13 protein-coding genes are annotated in these 20,653 nt (G+C 63.8%); 9 read left to right on the forward strand and 4 right to left on the reverse strand.

Features of this window, described 5'->3' with window-relative positions:
• Positions 1-83 precede the first annotated feature (83 nt).
• Positions 84-4,346 (reverse strand): YhdP family protein, encoded by a 4,263-nt coding sequence (locus D0B32_RS19585; protein WP_117335945.1) that lies wholly within the window; start codon positions 4,344-4,346, stop codon positions 84-86.
• Positions 4,347-4,523: 177 nt separating this feature from the next.
• Between D0B32_RS19585 and glnE the strand changes: the two genes are divergently transcribed.
• Positions 4,524-7,304, forward strand: a complete 2,781-nt coding sequence (gene glnE / locus D0B32_RS19590; protein WP_117335946.1) for a bifunctional [glutamate--ammonia ligase]-adenylyl-L-tyrosine phosphorylase/[glutamate--ammonia-ligase] adenylyltransferase — start codon at positions 4,524-4,526, stop codon at positions 7,302-7,304.
• A 174-nt stretch (positions 7,305-7,478) separates the two neighbouring features.
• On the opposite strand, the gene recN is transcribed toward glnE, so the two are convergent.
• Together recN and D0B32_RS19600 are read right to left on the reverse strand one after the other, a co-directional pair.
• Entirely contained in the window at positions 7,479-9,164 is a 1,686-nt protein-coding gene (gene recN / locus D0B32_RS19595; RefSeq protein ID WP_117335947.1) for a DNA repair protein RecN, read from the reverse strand.
• A gap of 60 nt (positions 9,165-9,224) precedes the next feature.
• Positions 9,225-10,127 (reverse strand): NAD kinase, encoded by a 903-nt coding sequence (locus D0B32_RS19600; RefSeq protein WP_117335948.1) that lies wholly within the window; start codon positions 10,125-10,127, stop codon positions 9,225-9,227.
• Positions 10,128-10,513: 386 nt separating this feature from the next.
• On the opposite strand from D0B32_RS19600, the gene hrcA reads away from it, so the two are divergent.
• The 8 genes from hrcA (at position 10,514) to pabB (ending at position 20,337) form a co-directional block, all read left to right on the forward strand.
• Positions 10,514-11,533: a heat-inducible transcriptional repressor HrcA gene (gene hrcA, locus D0B32_RS19605; protein WP_117335949.1), complete on the forward strand. Its 1,020-nt coding sequence runs from the start codon at positions 10,514-10,516 to the stop codon at positions 11,531-11,533.
• Between the two features lie 234 nt (positions 11,534-11,767).
• Positions 11,768-12,838, forward strand: a complete 1,071-nt coding sequence (gene hemH / locus D0B32_RS19610; protein WP_117335950.1) for a ferrochelatase — start codon at positions 11,768-11,770, stop codon at positions 12,836-12,838.
• 70 nt (positions 12,839-12,908) lie between these two features.
• Entirely contained in the window at positions 12,909-13,316 is a 408-nt protein-coding gene (locus tag D0B32_RS19615) for an RNA-binding S4 domain-containing protein (protein WP_117335951.1), read from the forward strand.
• A 496-nt stretch (positions 13,317-13,812) separates the two neighbouring features.
• Positions 13,813-14,391, forward strand: a complete 579-nt coding sequence (grpE, locus tag D0B32_RS19620) for a nucleotide exchange factor GrpE (protein ID WP_117335952.1) — start codon at positions 13,813-13,815, stop codon at positions 14,389-14,391.
• 41 nt (positions 14,392-14,432) lie between these two features.
• Positions 14,433-14,858, forward strand: a complete 426-nt coding sequence (locus tag D0B32_RS19625; protein WP_117335953.1) for a co-chaperone YbbN — start codon at positions 14,433-14,435, stop codon at positions 14,856-14,858.
• A gap of 150 nt (positions 14,859-15,008) precedes the next feature.
• On the forward strand, positions 15,009-16,967 hold the full coding sequence (gene dnaK / locus D0B32_RS19630; RefSeq protein ID WP_117335954.1) for a molecular chaperone DnaK: 1,959 nt from the start codon (positions 15,009-15,011) through the stop codon (positions 16,965-16,967).
• A gap of 268 nt (positions 16,968-17,235) precedes the next feature.
• Positions 17,236-18,375: a molecular chaperone DnaJ gene (gene dnaJ / locus D0B32_RS19635; protein ID WP_117335955.1), complete on the forward strand. Its 1,140-nt coding sequence runs from the start codon at positions 17,236-17,238 to the stop codon at positions 18,373-18,375.
• Between the two features lie 27 nt (positions 18,376-18,402).
• Positions 18,403-20,337 (forward strand): aminodeoxychorismate synthase component I, encoded by a 1,935-nt coding sequence (gene pabB / locus D0B32_RS19640; RefSeq protein ID WP_117335956.1) that lies wholly within the window; start codon positions 18,403-18,405, stop codon positions 20,335-20,337.
• 39 nt (positions 20,338-20,376) lie between these two features.
• Here pabB and D0B32_RS32975 read toward each other — a convergent pair whose 3' ends face one another.
• Complete coding sequence (locus D0B32_RS32975) at positions 20,377-20,511, reverse strand: hypothetical protein (RefSeq protein ID WP_259295058.1); 135 nt, start codon at positions 20,509-20,511, stop codon at positions 20,377-20,379.
• Positions 20,512-20,653: the final 142 nt, after the last annotated feature.

The raw sequence follows: 20,653 nt of genomic DNA on the forward strand, positions 1-20,653 counted from the left end.
ATGCGGAATTGCTGGCCGCGAAACGGCCTGTGGCTGCACCGCTACCGTGCCATTCGACGCTGAACGCTCCGAAGCGGAGCCGTTCACTGGGCATCCGCCTCCGAAGCGGGCAGATCCATCTTACCGCGATCCCCGTGCACCCGCTCGATGTGCGGTTTCGCCCACGGACCCGTAATCGCGTAGTCGATCGCGAACGCATGGGAGATCGACTGGGACAGCGCGAAATCGGCGGCCAGCGCGGCGAGTCCGATAAGCGGATTGATCACCGCCGCCGCCACCACGCCGGCGCCAGCGCTGACCGTCGGCACGATGTGCAGGTGCAGGTCTTCGGTCCGCTGGGCGAGGTCGAGCGAGCCTTTCATTTCCGCGCGCGCAGGCGCCGTGACCATCTTGAAGTTGTCGGTGCGGCCAATGCCGTCGCTGATCTGACCCGTGCCCGTGACACTTTCGAACGGCAGCCCTTCGCCAATCACGTCGCGGAAGTCCAGCGTCGCGACGCGCTCGAAGCTTTGCAGGCTGATCACGCCCAGCAGTTTGGCCACCCCCGGGCTGACCTTGAGGATCTGTCCGTGGCGCAGATCCACGGTCAGATTGCCGTTGAGCGTCGGATAGTCGATGTGGGTCGGACCGCCGCGCCACACCATCTTGCCCGCCAGCGTGCCGCTGCCGCCCTTGAGCGTGTGCGGCTTGCCGGCCAGGTCCAGCAGTGCGCCGGCATCCTTGATGTCGAGCTTGAAATCGAACACGGTGCGCTTGGGCGTTTCTTCGTCCGTGTTGGCGCCGAGCGTGGTCGAGGTGCGCCAGTTGGCGGTGGCGGTCAGCGTCGCGGCGGGATTGGTCAGGTCCAGCTTGTCGAGTTGCCAGACCGGCACGCCGTCTTCCTCGAAATTGTGCGCGTCCACTTCCAGCTTGCCGACATCTTGGTCGCGCACGATCAGTTGATTGACGATCAGGTCGATGGACGGCATGTTCTGCGCCGGCGCCGACATGGCCTGGCCCAGCAGATCGTTTTCGGTGGCAGACGGAATCACCAGCCGGGCGAGGCGGGCCTGCAAGGTGCCGGGGGAGCCTTTGGTCGGGCCCGGCAGCCACGCCACGTGACCGGACACCTGATTCGAGGCCACGTTGGCCTGCCATTGGCCCTGGTCGCGCGAGGCGCCGATGATCACGCTTTCCCAATGGCGCTTGAGCAACGTCAGGGTGCCGATGTGCACCGCGAAGCGATTCGGCTGGAATTGCGCGAGCGTGGGATTCGGCGCGGCAGGCGGCTGACTGGCCGGCGTCGCAGCGGCCGCCGCGGCTTCCTTGCCGCGCATTTCGGTGACGAAGGCACGCCATTGATCGGCGTCGAACGTGTCGAGATCGACGGCCGCGACCACTCCTTCGGACGGCAGGTCAGCCGGCTTGTTCACACCGATCGAGCCCACCACGACGGTGGGCGGCTGATGCGGCGTGTAGCGCAGCAGGTAGGTGGCCGCAATCGGGCCGAACTTCAGCTCGGCGCGTTCCAGAGCGGGTCCGGGGACCGGACTCGAACCGGCAACCTGCGCTTGCACGGGAGCCGGGCTTGCCGCTTTCGCGGCGTCGGCCGGCGCAAGCGTGAAATGCAGCGGCATGGGTGTGCCGACCGGCTTGTTGAACGGCGCCGGAAAGTCGAGGCCGAGACCACTCAGGTCGGAGTTCGCGGTGATGTCCGGCAGTTGTCCCTTGGCACCCTTCAGACTCAGTTCATAAGGCGCGCTGCCGCTGATGCGCGTGAGCACCTGCTCGGCCGGCCCATGCAGATTCAGCCCACGTGCCGCGTCCACGCCAATGTGGCCGTTCAGATTGAGCGCGTAGAGGCCGCCCTTTTGAAAATTGCCGTTGGCGTGGATATCACCGCCGAGGAACTGGCCGCTCAGACGATCCACCTGCGCGGCGTGCTCGGTGAACTTCACCTTGCCGTAGAGTTGGGACAGCGGCGGCACGTTGTTCATGCTTAGCCGGTCGTTCTGGAAGCCCACCGAGCCGTCGACGGCAATGTGCGGCTTCGGCGTACGCGGTATGGTCAATTTGAGCGCGAGCGCCGCCGTGCCTTGCGCCTGCAGCTTTTCGCCGACGTGCTTCGACAGACCGCCCAGCGCACTGGCGTTGACGTAGTCCAGCATGTCGGAGAGCGGCCCATGACCCTCGCCGTCGATCACGAGACTCGACGCCTTGGTGCCGAGGTCGTCGATCTTGCCGCTCACCTTGTTGATGGCTACGTGCTTGTAGTGCGCGCGGTCGATGTCGAAGCGCATCAGGTTCTGCTTCAGCTCGAACGTGCCGTTGATGCCTTCGAGCGGCGGCCACACGTTCGGCGTCACGCCGTCCTTCATCATGCGCGGCGGGAACGGCGACGGGTCGAACTTGCCGCCCTTGAACGGCGCCGTGATCTGGAATACGCCCGCAGTAGGAAAGCGCGAGTAAGGGAACTTGGTGAGATCGCCGTGTACCTCGATCACCGCGCCGTGCGATGAACCGGCCTGCAGGCCGTGGCCCAGATAGATGCGTAGCTTCTCGCTGATGCTGGTGGGCAGATAGCGGGCGATTCGCGTGACCTGCGCGTGATCGATGACCGCCTTCAGGTCGAGCGAACCACGGCCGTGCCCAGGATTGCTGTAGTTCGCCGTCGCATGCGCGGTGGCGTCAGCGTTGACGAGGCGCAGTTCCGGCACTTCGATCGCGAAGGCCTTGTGCACTTCGCCCGGCGCGGTCGGCATCACCTTCCACGTGCCATGACCTTGCAGACGATCGAAGCGCAGGCGTGGATCGTCGAACACGCCGGGTAGCGTGACGGCTACGTTGTTGGTGTCGATCGCCATCGCGCCGTGCGTCTCGTCGGCATCCACGGTGCCCCACAGATTCTCCACACCCGGCAGACCGGCGCGCGGGTGGCCGAGCGGCGTCAGACCCGGTGGCGGCTCTTGCGCCGCCACGCTGATGCCTTGCAGATCCGCCTTCAGGCGATACCGCACGATCGGCTCGGCGTTGCCCGCATTGTGTTCACTGGCGGCTTCGCCCGAATCCGGCTTGGCGCGCTCCACCTCGATCTGGTAATTGGCCACTTGCCCGCGCGGATTGAAGCGCACGAGTTCGTTGAGGATGCGCCCCGACAAGGGCAACGCCCGGCTGAATTCGGCGAGGATGCCCAGGTCGATCCGGTCGCCAGCCACGCTGAACAACTGGCCATGCTGAATGGACGCCCTGCGGAAATGACTGGTCAGCGTCTCGAAGGTCAGCGTGCGCGTGAGCGGCGTGCCGTCTTCGAGCGGCGGTTGTCCGAGTTCGGCGCGCATGTTCTTCAACTGCAGCGTGTAGTCGTCGCCTTCGGTGACGCCGACCTTCCACGCGAAGCGGGCAACCGGCACGTCGAGCCGCGGCTGGGTGGGCCGTACCCGCAGCGCGACGTTGCTACCCGAGAGCGTGCCGCTCGCCGAATTCATGCGCCCTTGCGAGAACTCGATCCAGATGGCGTTATCGATTTGACCCGCGAACGTCTCGATCGGGAAATCCACGTAGCGGGCGAGCACCGGCAAGTCCACCGGGCCGGTCGACACATAAGCCTGTCCCGTCCAGTTGATCGGCTTGCCGATAGCCGAGAGCGGTGCATGCTGAAACTGCGCGCGGAAATCCAGCGCGCCGTGCAGCACCTTGCCATCCGGCGGCGCCTGCAACGCGAAGTGATGGGTGCGGCCGTCGTTGAGAATCGCTAGTCTGATGTTTTGCAGCGCCAGCTCAGGCGCGTCGTGACGCGCGTCGTGCCACCTGAGCGTGCCGCCGCGCATCACGATGGCCTGCTGACGCAGCAGCCAGGTGCTGAAGGTGTCGTTACCCGTATGGCGGTTCGGCATCGTGACGCCGGCCACCGAGAGCGAGCCGTCCGCGCCGCGCGCCACCAGCACGTCCGGTTGATCGACGATCAGGCTCGACAGGATGGGCTTGAGGGTCCACAGCGAACGCCACGACACCGTGGCAGTGGCGTGCGGAATCGTCAGTGCAGGCTTGCCATCGCGATCGCGAATGACGAGGTTGGTCACGTCGATGCCTGGCTGGAAGCCGCTCCAGTGAGGCTCGAGTTTGCCGATGGTCAGCTGCGAGTGGATCTTCTCGGAGACGAGTGTTTCGATGCGCGGCCGGAACGAATCGACGCGCGGCAGCAGGCCGTAACGTAGACCGAGGAACAGGGCTGCGGCGATGAAGTAAACGACGAGGGCGATGCACAGCAACACCCGCAAGGTGTGATGCAGCACTACGTGGTCGCCGCCGCTCACTGGCCTGACTTCTCCGGCTTCATCGTGCTCGGCGGGATCGTTTCGCTCGGACATGCTGCGGCGGTGGTGGGCGTATGGTAGTTTTGCGATCTGACGACGAAATGTAACACACGGACTAGCCCCGACGAATATCCGTCAAAGCCCGAGCCCATGCCGTCTCGCGACCTGTCGGCAGGCGCTGCGAAGCCCTGTGACGACAACGGATCAAGCAACGACCGAACCCGACCTTTGATGACCGACGCTACCCTCCTGAGTTCCAGCTATTCACGTTACGCGGCGCGTGCCATTGCGGCCCGGCCCGAACTGGCCGCGCGGGTTGCCGAGCTGGCTGCCGCGCCGGTATCGCGCGAACGCATCGAGGCGCGCTTCGATGCGCTCAGCCAAGCGGCTGGTGCGGTGCTGGACGAAGACGCGCTGAAGCGCGTGCTGCGCCAGTTGCGCACGGAAGTCTTTTGCGCGGTGATGGAGCGGGACCTCGCGGGCAAGGCGGACGTCGCGGAAGTCACGGGCGCGATGACCGATCTCGCGGAGACCACGATTCAGCGTGCGCTCGCCGTGCTGTCCGTGGACCTGGAAGCGCTCTTTGGCGAACCGCGTGGTCCGGAGGGCGAACGTCTGACGCTCGGCGTGGTGGGCATGGGCAAGCTGGGCGGACGCGAGCTGAACGTGTCGTCGGATATCGACCTGATCTTTCTGTATGAGGACGATGGCGAGACGGCCGGCGGTCAACGGGCGCCGATCGCCACGCAGGACTATTTCACGCGCCTCGGCAAGAAGCTGATTGCCGCCCTCGCCGAAGTGACGGGCGACGGCTACGTGTTTCGCGTCGACATGCGCCTGCGTCCGAATGGCGACTCCGGTCCGCTCGTGTGCAGTCTCGGCATGCTCGAAGAGTACTTCTACGTGCAGGGCCGCGAATGGGAGCGCTATGCGTGGATCAAGGGGCGGCTCGTCTCCGAAGGCGCGAGCGAATCGGCGGCGCGGCTTTCAAAGCAGCTCGATGCGATCGTCACGCCGTTCATCTACCGCCGCTACCTCGATTTCGGCGTGATCAGCGCGATTCGGGCGCTGCATCTGCAGATTCGCCAGGAGGCGCAGCGCCGCGCCTCGATGCGCCCGGACAAGGCCGACGATATCAAGCTGGGGCGCGGCGGCATCCGCGAGATCGAATTCAGCGCCCAGGTGTTTCAGCTGATTCGCGGCGGTCAGGACGCCGGTTTTCGCGTGAGGCCGACGCTAGCCGTACTGCGTCACGCGGCCACTCACGGGTTGATTGCGCCGACCATCTGCGTGAAGCTTTCGCACGCGTATCGCTTCCTGCGCGAACTCGAACACCGCCTGCAATATCGCAACGACGCGCAAACCCATGCCATGCCGGTCGATCCCGAGGAGCGGGACGCGCTCGCTCACACAATGGGCTTTGACGGCTACCCGGCGCTGATGGCGAAGCTCGACGCGCATCGCGAACTGGTGGAGCAGCAATTCGACCAGATCTTCGCCGACAAGGTGAACGGCCGCGATGGTTGCGGCGCGCCTGAGGATGGCGCCGCGGTGTGGGTCTGGAGCAGTGCGCTTGCAGACGACAGCGCCGACGATGCGCTGCATGCACGGCTGGTCGAACTGGGCATCGAGCAGCCTACCGATCTGCTCGCGAGGCTGCGGGCGATGTGGCAGTCCTCCCGCTACACAGGTCTGGGCGAGGGGAGCCGCCAGCGCTTCGACACCGTCGCGCAGCGCGCGCTCGAAGCCGCCCGCACCCTGGAGCCGCCCGAGCGGCGCGGCGATACCGTGGCGCGTTGCTTCGATCTGCTGGAGACCGTGAGCCGCCGCGGTGCTTATCTGGCGCTGCTGACTGAATATCCGCAGGCGCTACATCGCGTGCTGTCGGTGCTGGGCGCTTCGCGTTGGGCGGCGGGTTATCTGATCCGCCATCCGCAACTGCTCGACGAACTGCTCGATGACGAAGCCATTGCCAGCCCGTTCGACTGGGCCGAGTTCAAACGCACGCTGCGGCTGCGTCTGGCTGCGGCCGATGGTGTCGAACAGCAGATGGACTTGCTGCGTCATGCGCATCAGGCCGAGGTGTTCCGCATTCTGCTGATCGATCTGGCGGGCAAGCTGAGCGTCGAGCATGTCAGCGACCGTCTTTCCGAGCTGGCCGATGCGGTGCTGGACGTCACGCTCGAAGCGGTCTGGAACAACCTGGCGCGGCGCCATCGCGAGGTGCCGCGTTTTGCCGTGATCGCTTACGGCAAGCTGGGTGGCAAGGAATTGGGCTACGCGTCGGATCTCGATCTGATCTTCCTTTACGAAGACGATGACGAGAACGCGGCGGAAATCTACGCCATGTACACCCGCCGTCTGATTACCTGCCTGACGATGGCGACAGGCGCGGGTACCTTGTTCGACGTGGATTTGCGTTTGCGGCCCAATGGCGAGTCGGGCCTGCTCGTCACGGATCTCGACGCTTTCCGCCGCTATCAACTGCGTGAGGGCGATGCCGCCAATACGGCGTGGGTCTGGGAGCACCAGGCGCTGTCGCGCGCCCGCTACTGCGCGGGCGATGCCGCGATTGGCGCGAAGTTCGAAGCGATCCGCGAGCAGGTGCTGACGACACCGCGCGAGGCCGCGCCACTGGCGAAGGAAATCGTCGAGATGCGCGAGAAGGTCGAAGCGGGGCATCCGAATCGCACGACGCTTTTCGATCTCAAACACGACCGCGGCGGCATGGTGGACATCGAATTCACGGTGCAGTATTGGGTGCTGCTGCATGCGGCACGCGACCCCGAACTGATCCGCAATACCGGCAATATCGCGCTGCTGCGCGAGGTGTCGCGCTTCGGCATGATGAGCGAGGAGGAGGCGGAGACGGTGGGTGCCGCGTACCGGACTTATCGCAAGCTGCAGCACAAGCTGCGGCTGGACGGGATGGAGAAGGCGCGGGTCGAGCCTGCCCTTGTGGCCACCGAGCGCGAGGCGGTGCTGACGCTTTGGGAGCGGGTGTTTGGATGAGGTGAGTGCGGCGCGAGCGGGCGGCGGCGCGTTTCTGATTGATGGCTCGAGCGTGGCGCTGTCTCGTGGCGCTGCTTACGGCTTGGGGCCGCTGATTCGCTTATGTGACGCGATGTGGTGTGTGCTACGGCTAGCGCGGCGGCGAGACTGCCGCGCTCTGCCGATGCGCTGATGTCACGCCGCCAGCATTTCCTTCGCATGTTTGCGGGTTGTGGCGGTGATCTCCAGGCCGCCGAGCATCCGCGCCACTTCCTCGATACGGTTCGCCTTGTCGAGCGAGGTCACGCTGCTCACCGTGCCGCCGCGGCCGTCCGCCGCCTTGGCGACCTGGAAATGATGGTCGCCACGCGCGGCCACTTGCGGCAGGTGGGTCACGCACAACACCTGGCGAGCGCCGCCCAGTTGATGCAGCAACCTGCCGACCACTTCGGCCACGCCGCCGCCAATGCCGGTATCCACTTCGTCGAAGATCAAGGTGGGCGTGGGGCTGGCGGCGCTGGCAATCACGGCGAGCGCGAGGCTGATACGCGCCAGTTCGCCGCCCGAGGCGACTTTCGCCAGCGGCCGCAGCGGCACGCCGGCGTGGCCGGCCACCCTGAATTCGATCTGCTCCAGTCCATGCGCGCCGCCTTCGGGCAGCGCCACGAGCGCGACTTCGAAGCTGCCGCCTTTCATGGACAACTCCTGCATGCCCGTCGTCACCGCTGAGCCCAGTGCCTTGGCGGCCTTGGCGCGTGCCTTCGACAGTTGCTTCGCCTGTGCCAGAAAGGCTTCTTTCGCCTTTGCTTCGGCGGCATGCAGGGCGTCGAGATCAGCGGCGGCGTCTAATGCCGCGAGCTGGGCCCGGCGGGCGGCGTGTTCTTCCGGCAGGGTTTGCGGCTGCAGGCGGAATTTGCGCGCGGCCGAGTGCAACGCGTCGACGCGTCGTTCGATCTGCGCGAGCCGCTCGGGATCGAGTTCGAGCCGCTGGGCGTAGTGACTCAGCGAGTAAGCGGCTTCCTGCAACTGGATTTCGGCGGGTTCGAGTGCGGCGAGCGCGTCGTTTAATGCAGGGTCGATCTCGGCCAGGTCGCGCAGCTTCGAAACCACTGAAGCCAGATGCGTGATCATCGCCTCATCCGACTCCGACAGCGCGGCCAGCGCTCCCTGCACGCCGTCGATCAGGTTCGCCGAGTGCGACAGGCGGTTGTGTTCCGCGTTGACCTCTTCCCATTCGCCGGGCTGCGGCGAAAGTTTGTCGAGTTCCGCCAGTTGCCACGCCAGCCGTTCCCGCTCCAGTTGCAATTCGCGGTCGCGCGTCTGGGCCGTTTCGACCGCCTGGGCACTGTCGCGCCACGCGCGCCATGCCCGGTTGACGGTCGCGGCGAGGTCCGCGAGTCCCGCGTGGGTGTCGAACAGTTCGCGTTGCGCGTCCGGGCGCATCAACAGTTGATGTGCATGCTGCCCATGGATATCCACCAGCATTTCGCCGACTTCACGCAGTTGTGTGAGCGTGGCCGCCGTGCCGTTGATGAAGGCGCGCGAGCGGCCGTTGGCATCCACCACGCGCCGCAGCATGACCGTGCCGCCGTGCGGATCCGCGCCGTCGCCATGAGCAGAGCCGGATGCGCCCAGCGCCTGCGCGTCGAGCCACTGTTCGACCAGCGCGTGGGTGTCGAACTCGGCCGTGATGTCGGCGCGGCTTTCGCCCGTGCGTACCACGCTGGCGTCGGCGCGCGCGCCGAGCGTCAAGGCCAGCGCGTCGATCAGGATCGATTTGCCGGCGCCTGTTTCACCAGAAAAAACCGTAAAGCCGCTGTCGAATTCGAGGTCGAGCGCGGCGACGATGACGAAGTCGCGTATCGAAAGGTGGCGAAGCATGGGTGGTCGTCTGGTGGCGTGGGTTACCGTAATGGCTGTGTCGGCGTGCTCAGGATTCTGTCAGGGCTTGATGTCGTCTTCGTGCGACGGGTACTCGTTCCAGTGCAGCTTCTTGCGCAGTGTGGCGTAGTAGCTGTACCCAACCGGGTGCAGGAGCGGTACGGTATGACGCGAGCGGCGCACTTCGATGGTGTCGTTGTGCTCCAGCGCCGTGAACGACTGCATGTCGAAATTGACGTTGACGTCGCGCCCCGAGACGATCTGGATGCTGACCTTCGAGTCGTCCGGCAGCACGATGGGCCGGTTCGACAGCGCGTGCGGCGCGATCGGCACGAGCACGATGCCCTGCAACTGGGGATGCAGGATCGGGCCGGCCGAGGACAACGAATAGGCCGTCGAGCCGGTCGGCGTGGCGACGATCAGCCCGTCGGAGCGCTGGTTGTACATGAAGCGGCCGTCCACGGCCACGTGCAGCTCCGCCATGCCGGAGAAGCCGCTGCGGTTGACCACCACGTCGTTGAAGGCCAGCGCGTGGTAGATGGGATTGCCTTCGCGCATGATGCGCGCTTCGAGCAAGGTGCGCTCCTCACGCTCGAAATGACCGCCAAGCATCTGCGGAACGAGTTCCTGCATGTCCGAGATCGGGATGTCGGTGATGAACCCGACGCGCCCGTGGTTGATGCCGATCAACGGGGTGCGGTAAGGCGCCAGTTGGCGGCCAATGCCGAGCATCGTGCCGTCGCCGCCGAGTACGACGGCCACGTCGGCCCGTGCGCCGATTTCGGCGGGGCGCAGCGCGGGATACTCGGTTACGCCGATTTCAGCGGCGGTATCGGCCTCGAATACGACTTCGAAGCCGCGCTTGGCGATGCAGGCGGCGAGCGCGGTCAGCGGCTCGCCGATGCCTGGCGTATTGTTGCGCCCGACGAGCGCGACGGTCCTGAACTGGCTGGTAACTTGCATGCCGGCATTACACCATAGGTAGGGACTGAAAAGAACCGTCGACGCCCAGATGGGCGTGCGTCACCGATGCGTTGCCCATCGGGCCGGCGCAGCTTTGGCGCGAGCGTCGCGGGTCGTGGCGAGGCCGGCCGCCGGGCCGCACTTCTGGCCGTGGCGAACATGGCCGCCACGGGCGACGCGGTTGGTCACGCGCGTGGTCGTGGATTGTCGCTAGAATGGTGGCGTCCCCGTGGCTACGGCATGGTTTGTGCAGCCGGGGTTTGTGCAGGATCTGAGCCTGCGCGGTGGTGCGTGAGTTGCCGCGCCGTCCGCCGACGTGCAGAGCCGGCGCCGCACTATTTGTTAGCGCTCGCGGTTGCATCACCATTAAGCTAAAATTTTCCGTCATGCTAGATCCTCGCGCACAAACCCTCCTCAAAACGCTGATCGAGCGCTATATCGCCGAAGGTCAGCCGGTCGGCTCGCGCACGTTGTCCCGCTACTCGGGGCTCGAGTTGAGCCCGGCGACGATCCGCAACGTGATGTCCGATCTCGAGGAACTGGGCCTGGTGATCAGTCCGCATACCTCCGCAGGACGCATTCCCACGCCGCGTGGCTACCGTTTGTTCGTCGACACCATGCTGACGGTGGAGTCCGCCGCCGACGAAGAGGCCGTCACCCGTACCGTCAAGACCACGCTGCAAGCCGGTGAGCCGCAGAAAATCGTGGCGGCGGCAGCGAGCGTACTGTCCAGCCTGTCGCAGTTCGCCGGTGTCGTACTGACACCGCGGCGCAGTCACGTGTTCAAGCAGATCGAGTTCATGCGCCTGTCCGACAAGCGCATTCTGCTGATCATCGTCACGCCTGAAGGTGACGTGCAGAACCGCATCATGGCAACGCAGCGGGATTTCTCGCCGTCGCAACTGGTAGAAGCGTCCAATTACATCAACGCGCACTTTGCCGGCCTTTCGTTCGACGAAGTGCGCCGCCGCCTGCGCGAAGAGATCGACGCCTTGCGTGGCGACATGACCACGCTGATGCACGCCGCCGTCACGGCCAGCACCGACGAGGCCGACGCTGGCGAGACCGTGCTGATTTCCGGCGAGCGCAATCTGCTGGAAGTGGCCGACCTGTCTTCCGACATGGCGCGGTTGCGCAAATTGTTTGATGTGTTCGACCAAAAGACCAGCCTCCTTCAGTTGCTCGACGTATCGAGTCACGCGCAGGGCGTGCAGATTTTCATTGGCGGCGAGTCCAACCTCGTGCCGATCGAAGAAATGAGCGTCGTCACCGCGCCGTATGAGGTGAACGGCAAGATCGTCGGCACGCTCGGTGTTATCGGACCGACGCGGATGGCCTATAACCGTGTGATCCCGATCGTCGACATCACCGCGCGCCTGCTCTCGCTCACGCTTAGCCAGCAGTAGGCGGTTAGGCGGTGGGCCACGCGTTAGGCGCGTCAAGGGCAGGCCGCAGCGGCTAAACCACCCGCTACCTTCTATCAGCGGCTCCTCTTGCGATTCCGTACTTCACGCCGCAAATGATGCGTGACGGCGCGCGGCTTGCCAATCTGCCGAATGGCCAGGGTGGGAGCGCCGGACCGCGCCGCTATAATGAATTCCACCTAACCGATCCCGCTTGCGGCGGAGCCCCTGTTGCCTATGCGTTTCGACCTCGAGCGACCCTCGCAACCTGCCACCTCGCATCGCGTTGCGGTGCTGCTGATCAATCTGGGCACGCCCGACGCCCCTACGCCGGGCGCCGTGCGGCGCTACCTCGCGCAGTTTCTGTCCGACCCGCGCGTGGTGGAGATTCCGGCAGTGCTATGGCAGATCATTTTGCGGCTATTGATCCTGCCGCTGCGTGGGCGCTCGTCGGCCAAGAAGTACGCGGCGGTCTGGACGCCGGAAGGTTCGCCGCTGCGTGTCTACACGGAGAAGCAGGTCGAGGCGCTGCGGCATCTGCTGCAACTGAACGATTACACGGTGCTGGTCGACTACGCGATGCGCTATGGCATGCCCGGCATTCCCGCCATGCTGAATCAGTTGAAGCTGGCAGGGGCGGAACGGGTGCTGCTGGTACCCATGTATCCGCAATACTCGTCGTCCACCACCGCCACCGCGTTCGATGACGCTTTTTCGGCGCTCAAGCGTATGCGCAATCAGCCCGAGATCCGCACGATTCGCCAATACGCCGATCACCCCGCGTACATTGCAGCGCTCGCCGCGCAGGTGCATCAGTATTGGCATGCGCACGGGCGTCCGGATTTTGCGGCGGGCGACAAGCTGATCCTGAGCTTCCACGGTGTGCCCAAGCGCACGCTCGATCTGGGCGATCCGTATCATGATCAGTGTCAGCAAACCGGGGCGCTGCTCATGCAGGCGCTGCAACTCACTCCGGTGGAGTGCCGCGTTACCTTCCAGTCGCGCTTTGGCAAGGCCGAGTGGCTCCAGCCGTATACGGCACCGACGCTCAAGGAACTGGGCGCGGCCGGTGTGCGGCGCGCTGACGTGTTCTGCCCGGGCTTTACCGCCGACTGCCTCGAGACGATCGAAGAGATCGGCATGGAGGTGCGCGACGAGTTCATGCACGCGGGCGGCAAGGAATTTCACCGCATTCCCTGTCTGAACGCTTCACAGGCGTGGATCGCGGCGCTCGGCGAGATCGTCGCGCAGAACCTGCAGGGCTGGCCGGTGCAGGCGCCGCACGCGCAGGGTGCTGCGGTGGCTTGATTGTGAGCAGATGAGTGGCCGAAGGCGGTACCGTTTCGTTTCAACGCGCCAAAGGGCGCCAGACTGACTGATGAACTACAAGATTTCCACTGAACCTGGCGCGCGGTTGCGCATCGATAAATGGCTTTGGGCGGCGCGCTTCTTCAAGACGCGTTCGCTGGCGGCCGATGCGGTCGAAAAGGGACATGTGCGGATTGGCGGCGCCACGGTCAAGCCGGCCAAGGACGTGCGCGTGGGCGACCTCGTCGACGTGGAGATCGAACGGGTCGTCTGGCAGGTGGAAGTGCTGGGAATCTGTGAAGTGCGCGGTCCGGCCAGTGTGGCGCAGACGCTTTACGCGGAGACCGACGAGAGCAAGGTGAAGCGGCAGGTAGAGCAGGAGCGGCGCAAGACGTATCGCGAGCCGGCTGCCGCGTTGCATGGGCGTCCGACCAAACGCGACCGGCGCATTATCGACAAACTTTCAGGTGGGGATTGAACAGCTGTTCCATGGTGGCATGGACGCCGCCATATTCCGTGGTGCTGTCATTGACAGCACCGGACATACAGATTGTGGTGGTTCCCGCGATGAGCACCAAGGCGACCACGGATATAGCGAAGGTCAGTTTCACGGTACTCCCCCGAAAGACACAGGACGAACGTATGTAGTACGGTTAGAAGGGTATGGTTTACGCGGAATTTAGGGTAAACATGCCTTTTCCAGCGGATGGATGAAGTTTAGGTCAGTCCGCTACGCCGCTCAATCTCATTCTGATGAAGTCAGAGTAATGGTTGTAACCGGGAATTTCCGCCGCGCGCGAGCGGTTTGAAAAGTTCCCGAGGATGGCTTGAAATGGTCGTTTCGGCCCTCATCTCCGTTCACGATGGGTGGCAGCCGTACGGCGCTTGTGTGGTGTTTATGCAACGCGCGAAATGGTCCACAGAGACACGGCATCGCTGCCCTTGGCTTTCACTTTTTATCGACTTTCAGCGACATGGAAAACACGCAAGAGAATCCGACGAGCCAGAATCCCACGCCCGCCGACGAAGCCGCGCGCCAGGCCGCCGAGGCCGCTACGCCCCAGCAGGACGCCAACCCGGCTGAAGCAGCGCCGGGCACGGCCGAAGCCGCGCTGGCTGAGGCGCAAGGCAAGATCGCCGAGTTGCAGGAAAGCTTCCTGCGCGCCAAGGCCGAGACCGAAAACGTGCGCCGGCGTGCGCAGGAAGACGTCTCCAAGGCTCACAAGTTCGCTATCGAGAGTTTCGCCGAGCATCTGCTGCCGGTGGTGGATAGCCTCGAAGCTGCGATGGCGCATTCCACTGACGACCTGCAGAAAGTCCGCGAAGGCGTCGAGCTGACGTTGCGTCAACTGAGCGGCGCGCTCGAAAAAGGCCGGGTGGTGGCAATCAATCCCGCCGCCGGCGAGAAGTTCGATCCGCATCGTCACCAGGCCATCTCGATGGTGCCGGCCGATCAGGAGCCGAACACGGTGGTTTCCGTGTTGCAAAAGGGCTTTGTCATCGCTGACCGCGTCTTGCGTCCGGCGCTGGTAACGGTTGCCCAGCCGAAGTAAGCGCAAGTCGCCCGCATCCGCCGCCTTTAGTCATTGTTGTCATGGCCACTATTCCTGTCGACGCCACGGCCTTCGCGACGTTCGGCATGCAGGAGCTAACCGGCGAATCGTTCGACGCCAGTTTGGCCGCGGCGGCCGACGAGCTGGCGGTGGTGTTTTTCTGGGGGCTCGACTGCTTCAACTGTGAAGTGGCAAAGAAGGCGATGCTGGCGCAGCCCGAGTCCATTCACGCGCTCGGGCTCAGATGGTTTCACAGCAACGTCTACGAGCACCGGGAGCTGGGACGCCGCTTCAGCTTGCATGGCGTGCCGACGTGGTTCTTTTTTCATCGCGGCAAGCGGCTGGGCCGGGCCACCGGCTGGCACGGTCTGGCGCAATTCCAGGCAGCGGTGGCGGCCGCGCGGGACAAGATTGGCCAGGGTGGCGCAACTCATCCCGCGGTCAATCCCAAAGCCGCAGGCGATTGAAAAAAATTAAAGACCGCATAGGGTTCAAGGTCTTGAAAACGATGCGGGCGCACTTATGTTGAGTGCAGGTATGAATTCAGGGGCGGGGTGCTCGCTGTCAGACGGCGCAAGGCACTCCCCGCAGCGATCAAAGTCAGGAGATTATTAAAAATGGGCAAAATCATCGGCATCGACCTCGGCACGACAAACTCGTGCGTGGCGATCATGGAAGGCAATTCGGTCAAAGTGATCGAGAACTCGGAAGGTGCGCGCACCACACCGTCGATCATCGCGTACATGGACGACAACGAAGTGCTGGTCGGTGCGCCGGCCAAGCGTCAGTCCGTCACCAACCCGAAGAACACGTTGTACGCAGTCAAGCGCCTGATCGGTCGCCGCTTCGATGAAAAGGAAGTGCAGAAAGACATCAATCTGATGCCTTACAAGATCGTCAAGCACGATAACGGCGACGCATGGGTCGAGGCGCATGGCGAGAAGCTCGCGCCTTCACAGGTTTCGGCTGAAGTGCTGCGCAAGATGAAGAAGACCGCTGAAGACTACCTCGGCGAGCCGGTCACCGAAGCTGTGATCACGGTTCCCGCGTACTTCAACGACAGCCAGCGTCAGGCAACCAAGGACGCAGGCCGCATTGCGGGTCTGGAAGTCAAGCGCATCATCAACGAACCGACCGCTGCTGCGCTCGCGTTCGGCCTCGACAAGGCAGAAAAGGGCGACCGCAAGATCGCCGTGTTCGACCTGGGTGGCGGCACGTTCGACGTGTCGATCATCGAAATCGCCGACGTTGACGGCGAAATGCAGTTCGAAGTGCTCTCCACGAACGGCGATACGTTCCTCGGCGGGGAAGACTTCGACCAGCGCATCATCGACTACATCATCGCTGAGTTCAAGAAGGAACAAGGCGTCGACCTGTCGAAGGACGTGCTCGCGCTGCAACGCCTGAAGGAATCGGCTGAAAAGGCCAAGATCGAACTGTCGTCGAGCCAGCAGACCGAAATCAACCTGCCGTACATCACGGCAGACGCGTCGGGTCCGAAGCACTTGAACCTGAAAATCACGCGCGCCAAGCTGGAAGCGCTGGTGGAAGACCTGATCGAACGCACCATCGAGCCGTGCCGCGTGGCGATCAAGGACGCGGGCGTGAAGGTTGGCGATATCGACGACGTGATTCTCGTCGGCGGCCAGACGCGCATGCCGAAGGTGCAGGAGAAGGTCAAGGAATTCTTCGGCAAGGATCCGCGTCGTGACGTGAACCCGGATGAAGCAGTGGCCGTGGGCGCCGCGATTCAAGGCCAGGTGCTGTCCGGCGACCGCAAGGACGTGCTGCTGCTCGACGTGACTCCGCTGTCGCTCGGCATCGAAACGCTCGGCGGCGTGATGACGAAGATGATCAACAAGAACACCACGATCCCGACCAAGCACGCACAGGTCTACTCGACGGCCGACGACAACCAGGGCGCCGTGACGATCAAGGTGTTCCAGGGTGAGCGCGAAATGGCAGCCGGCAACAAGCTGCTGGGCGAATTCAACCTGGAAGGCATTCCGCCCGCACCGCGCGGCGTGCCGCAGATCGAAGTGAGCTTCGACATCGACGCGAACGGCATTCTGCACGTCGGCGCGAAAGACAAGGCAACCGGCAAGGAAAACCGCATCGTCATCAAGGCGAACTCGGGTCTTTCGGAAGCCGAGATCGAAAAGATGGTGAAGGACGCCGAAGCCAACGCCGAAGAAGATCACAAGCTGCGTGAGCTGGCCGATGCCCGCAATCAGGGCGACGCGCTGGTCCACAGCACGAAGAAGGCGCTCACCGAGTACGGCGACAAGCTGGAAGCGGCTGAGAAGGAAAAGATCGAAGCCGCGCTGAAGGACCTCGAAGAGACGCTGAAGAGCGGTTCGAGCGACAAGGCCGCGATCGAAGCCAAGATCGAAGTGGTCGCAACGGCCTCGCAGAAGCTCGGCGAAAAGATGTACGCCGACATGCAGGCAGCGCAAGGCGCGGCAGGTGCAGCGGCAGGTGCGGGTGCTGCCGGTGCCGGTCCGTCGGCCGGTGGTGCAAGCCAGCCGGAAGACGACGTTGTCGACGCCGAGTTCAAGGAAGTGAAGAAGGACTAAAGCCAGGTCGCAATTTGACCGTAAAGCCGCACACGGGAACGTGTGCGGCCCGGCTGAAAAATGGTCGGTTCCCGTACCTGGGAATCTGCGCCTGCTAAGCGGTTATCGCGCCTGGTGAGCCTGTTTGGGCTCTCCGGGCACATTTGTTTTATGGAGGGCGTTGCTCGAACCGTGCAAATGACGGACGGGTAACGGCCGGACGAGTCGCGAGACTCCAGCATTCAAGAGGAGCCGCCGTGCCTTGCTGCGCGGAGGGCGTTGAACCGATATGGCGAAACGGGATTACTACGAGGTTCTGGGCGTCGCAAAGAACTCGAGCGACGACGAAATCAAGAAGGCTTATCGCAAGCTGGCGATGAAGCATCACCCTGACCGCAATCCGGGCAACAAGGATGCGGAAGAGCATTTCAAAGAGGTGAAGGAAGCCTACGAGATGCTCTCAGACTCGCAGAAGCGTGCGGCGTACGATCAGTACGGCCATGCGGGCGTCGATCCGAATATGGGCGGCGCGGGCGCGCAAGGCTTCGGTGGCTTTGCCGATGCATTCGGCGATATTTTTGGCGACATCTTTGGCCAGGCAGCAGGCGGTGCAGCGCGTGGCGGCGGCCGTGCCGGTCCGCAGGTGTATCGCGGCGCCGACCTGCGCTACAGTATGGAAATCACGCTGGAACAGGCGGCACATGGCTATGACACGCAGATTCGCGTCCCCAGCTGGGTGTCGTGCGAAATCTGTCATGGCTCGGGCGCCAAGCCCGGCACCAAACCGGAAACCTGCCCGACCTGTAACGGCTCGGGTTCGGTGCGCATGTCGCAGGGCTTTTTCAGCATCCAGCAAACCTGCCCGAAGTGCCACGGCACCGGCAGTCACATTCCTGAGCCGTGCGGCCATTGCCACGGCGCGGGCAAAGTGAAGGAAACCAAGACCCTCGAAGTGAAGATTCCGGCCGGTATCGACGACGGCATGCGGATCCGTTCGGCTGGCAACGGCGAGCCGGGCATCAACGGTGGTCCGTCGGGCGACCTGTACGTCGAGATTCATATCAAGCAGCACTCGGTGTTCGAGCGTGACGGCGACGATCTGCATTGCCAGATGCCCATTCCGTTCACCACGGCAGCGCTGGGCGGCGAGATCGAAGTGCCGACGCTGGCGGGCCGCGCAAGCTTCACGGTGCCCGAAGGCACCCAGTCGGGCAAGACTTTCCGTCTGCGTGGCAAGGGCATCAAGGGGCTGCGTTCGAGCATTGCGGGCGATCTGTACGTGCACGTGCAAGTCGAAACGCCGGTCAAGCTCACTGATCCGCAGCGCGATCTGTTGCAACAGTTCGAGAAGTCGCTGGTCGAGGGCGGCGCGCGGCATAGTCCGCAAAGCAAAAGCTGGTTTGACCGGGTGAAAAGCTTCTTCGATTAATGGCAGCTTGAGGTAGGCGGCAGCAAGATGGCAGATGATCGCAGCGCCGTGTTCGCATTGCTGGACGATTGCGATGCAACGGCGGCGCATCGCTCCAGTCGTCTTTATACGGGCTTCGTGCACGAACGGGTCTGCGTGGATGCTGCGCAACTCGACGCGACGTGCGAGGCGGCTGCCGCCGATCTGCGCCAGGGCATGCATGCCGTGGTGCTGGCCGATTATGAATTCGGCCGTCAGATCGTTTTGAAGGACTGGCAGGTCAAAGGTTCTACGCGAAGTAACACGCAAACTGAAACGCAGCGCGGCGATGCCACGCTGCGTTTTTTATTGTTCGAGCAATGCGCGAAGCTTTCGCGTGATGAGACGGATGCGTGGCTCGCGCAACGTGATGGCGGCTCCGCGCAGGCGTTCGTGGCCGGCACGGCGGCTTTGCGCGCCAGCGTGAATGCTGCTGAGTTCGACGCGGCAATCAGCGCGGTTCACGAGGCGTTGCGCGCTGGTGACTCTTATCAGATCAACTACACCTACCGGCTCGACTTCGACGCGTTTGGGCCTCCAGTTGCGCTGTACCGGCGACTGCGCGCGCGCCAGGCTGTGCGATACGGCGCGCTGATCGCGCTGCCGCAGGACCGCTGGGTCGTGTCCTGCTCGCCGGAATTGTTCGTCGAGAAATCTGGCAGGGCCTTACGGGCGCGTCCGATGAAAGGCACCGCGCCGCGCTCGCCGGGAGATCCCGCGGCCGACCGGGCCGCCGCGCAGTTTCTGGCCAACGATCCAAAGAATCGCGCCGAGAACGTGATGATCGTGGATCTGCTGCGTAACGATCTGTCGCGTGTAGCCGAGACGGGGTCTGTCAACGTGCCGGCGCTGTTCTCGGTCGAACCGTATGCGTCCGTCTGGCAGATGACCTCCACCGTCGAGGCACGCTTGCGGCCGCAAACTTCGTTCGCCGACATACTGCGCGCATTGTTCCCGTGCGGCTCGATCACCGGCGCGCCGAAGCATCGCACGATGCAGTTGATCGACGCGCTCGAAAGCACGCCACGCGGTCTGTACACAGGCGCGATTGGCTGGCTGGACGCGCAGCAGGCTCACGCAGGCGCATCGAGCGAGTCAAACGACGCAGCCAGCCACTGCGGCGACTTCTGCCTGTCCGTCGCGATCCGCACCTTGACCCTCGACGCGCCGCTGTCCGACGGCGCGGGTATGCGTCACGGACGGATGGGCGTTGGCGCCGGCATCGTCCTCGACAGCGTTGCCGCTGATGAATATGCGGAGTGCCAATTGAAAGCACGTTTTCTCACCGAGGCTGATCCCGGCTTCGAGCTTTTCGAAACGATGTATGCAACGAGCGAGCACGGCATTCGCCATCTCGAGCGTCACCTCGCAAGGCTGGCGGCGAGCGCTGCGTGGCTGGGCTTCCGGTTCGACGAAGCCGGCATACGTGCTCAACTCGCGGCGCAGTGCGCGTTACTACCAGAAGGTGTGGCGCATCGAGTGAGGCTGGCGCTCGGCAAGAACGGCGCGATTCAGATCACGGCCGCCGTGCTCGCACCGCTGAGCGAGCCGGTGGTGGGCGTGCTGCTCGCGCCGGATCACGGCTTTGCCGTCACCGAAGCAGGCGACGCGCTACTGCAGCACAAGACCACACGCCGCGCAGAATATGATCGCGGCTGGCGCAGTGCGGAAGCCCTAGGCGCTTTCGATACCTTGTTCTTCAACGAGCGGGGTGAGTTGACCGAGGGTGGTCGTTCGAATGTCTTCGTGAAACTGGCGGGGCGCTGGTGGACGCCGCCTTTGTCTTCAGGCGTGCTGCCCGGTGTGATGCGCAGTGTGCTGCTGGAGGACGAGAGCCTGGGTGCCGAGGAGCGCACTCTTACGCGTGATGATGTGTTGAGCGCCGAGGCGCTGATGGTCTGTAACGCGCTACGAGGTGCGGTGCCGGCGCGGGTCGCAGGCTGAAGCAAGTCTTGGACGGACACCGCTGCCGGGAAGTCGAATCTAGCTGCCACGCCGACGCAGCGCGTGCGCCGTCCAGCTGGTGAGGCGCGCATACCACGGGGTTTTGCGCGTTTCGTGCGACGGGGTGGCGTGGTCGCGGATACCCGCGACGTTGATCAGGCAAATGGGACTCATGGTCATCTCTCTTCGGTTCGCGGCGGGGTGCCGCATCAACAGGTAGACGAAGGTAGATGACCGGGTTTGAAGCAGGAATCAGACGGGTCTCAAAGCGCGGTTCAGGCCAGTTGTGAAGTTTCGTGGCAACCGGCTTTTTCAC

It is taken from the genome of Paraburkholderia sp. DHOC27 (assembly GCF_003429005.1).
In the GTDB taxonomy this organism is placed as follows: Bacteria; Pseudomonadota; Gammaproteobacteria; order Burkholderiales; family Burkholderiaceae; genus Paraburkholderia.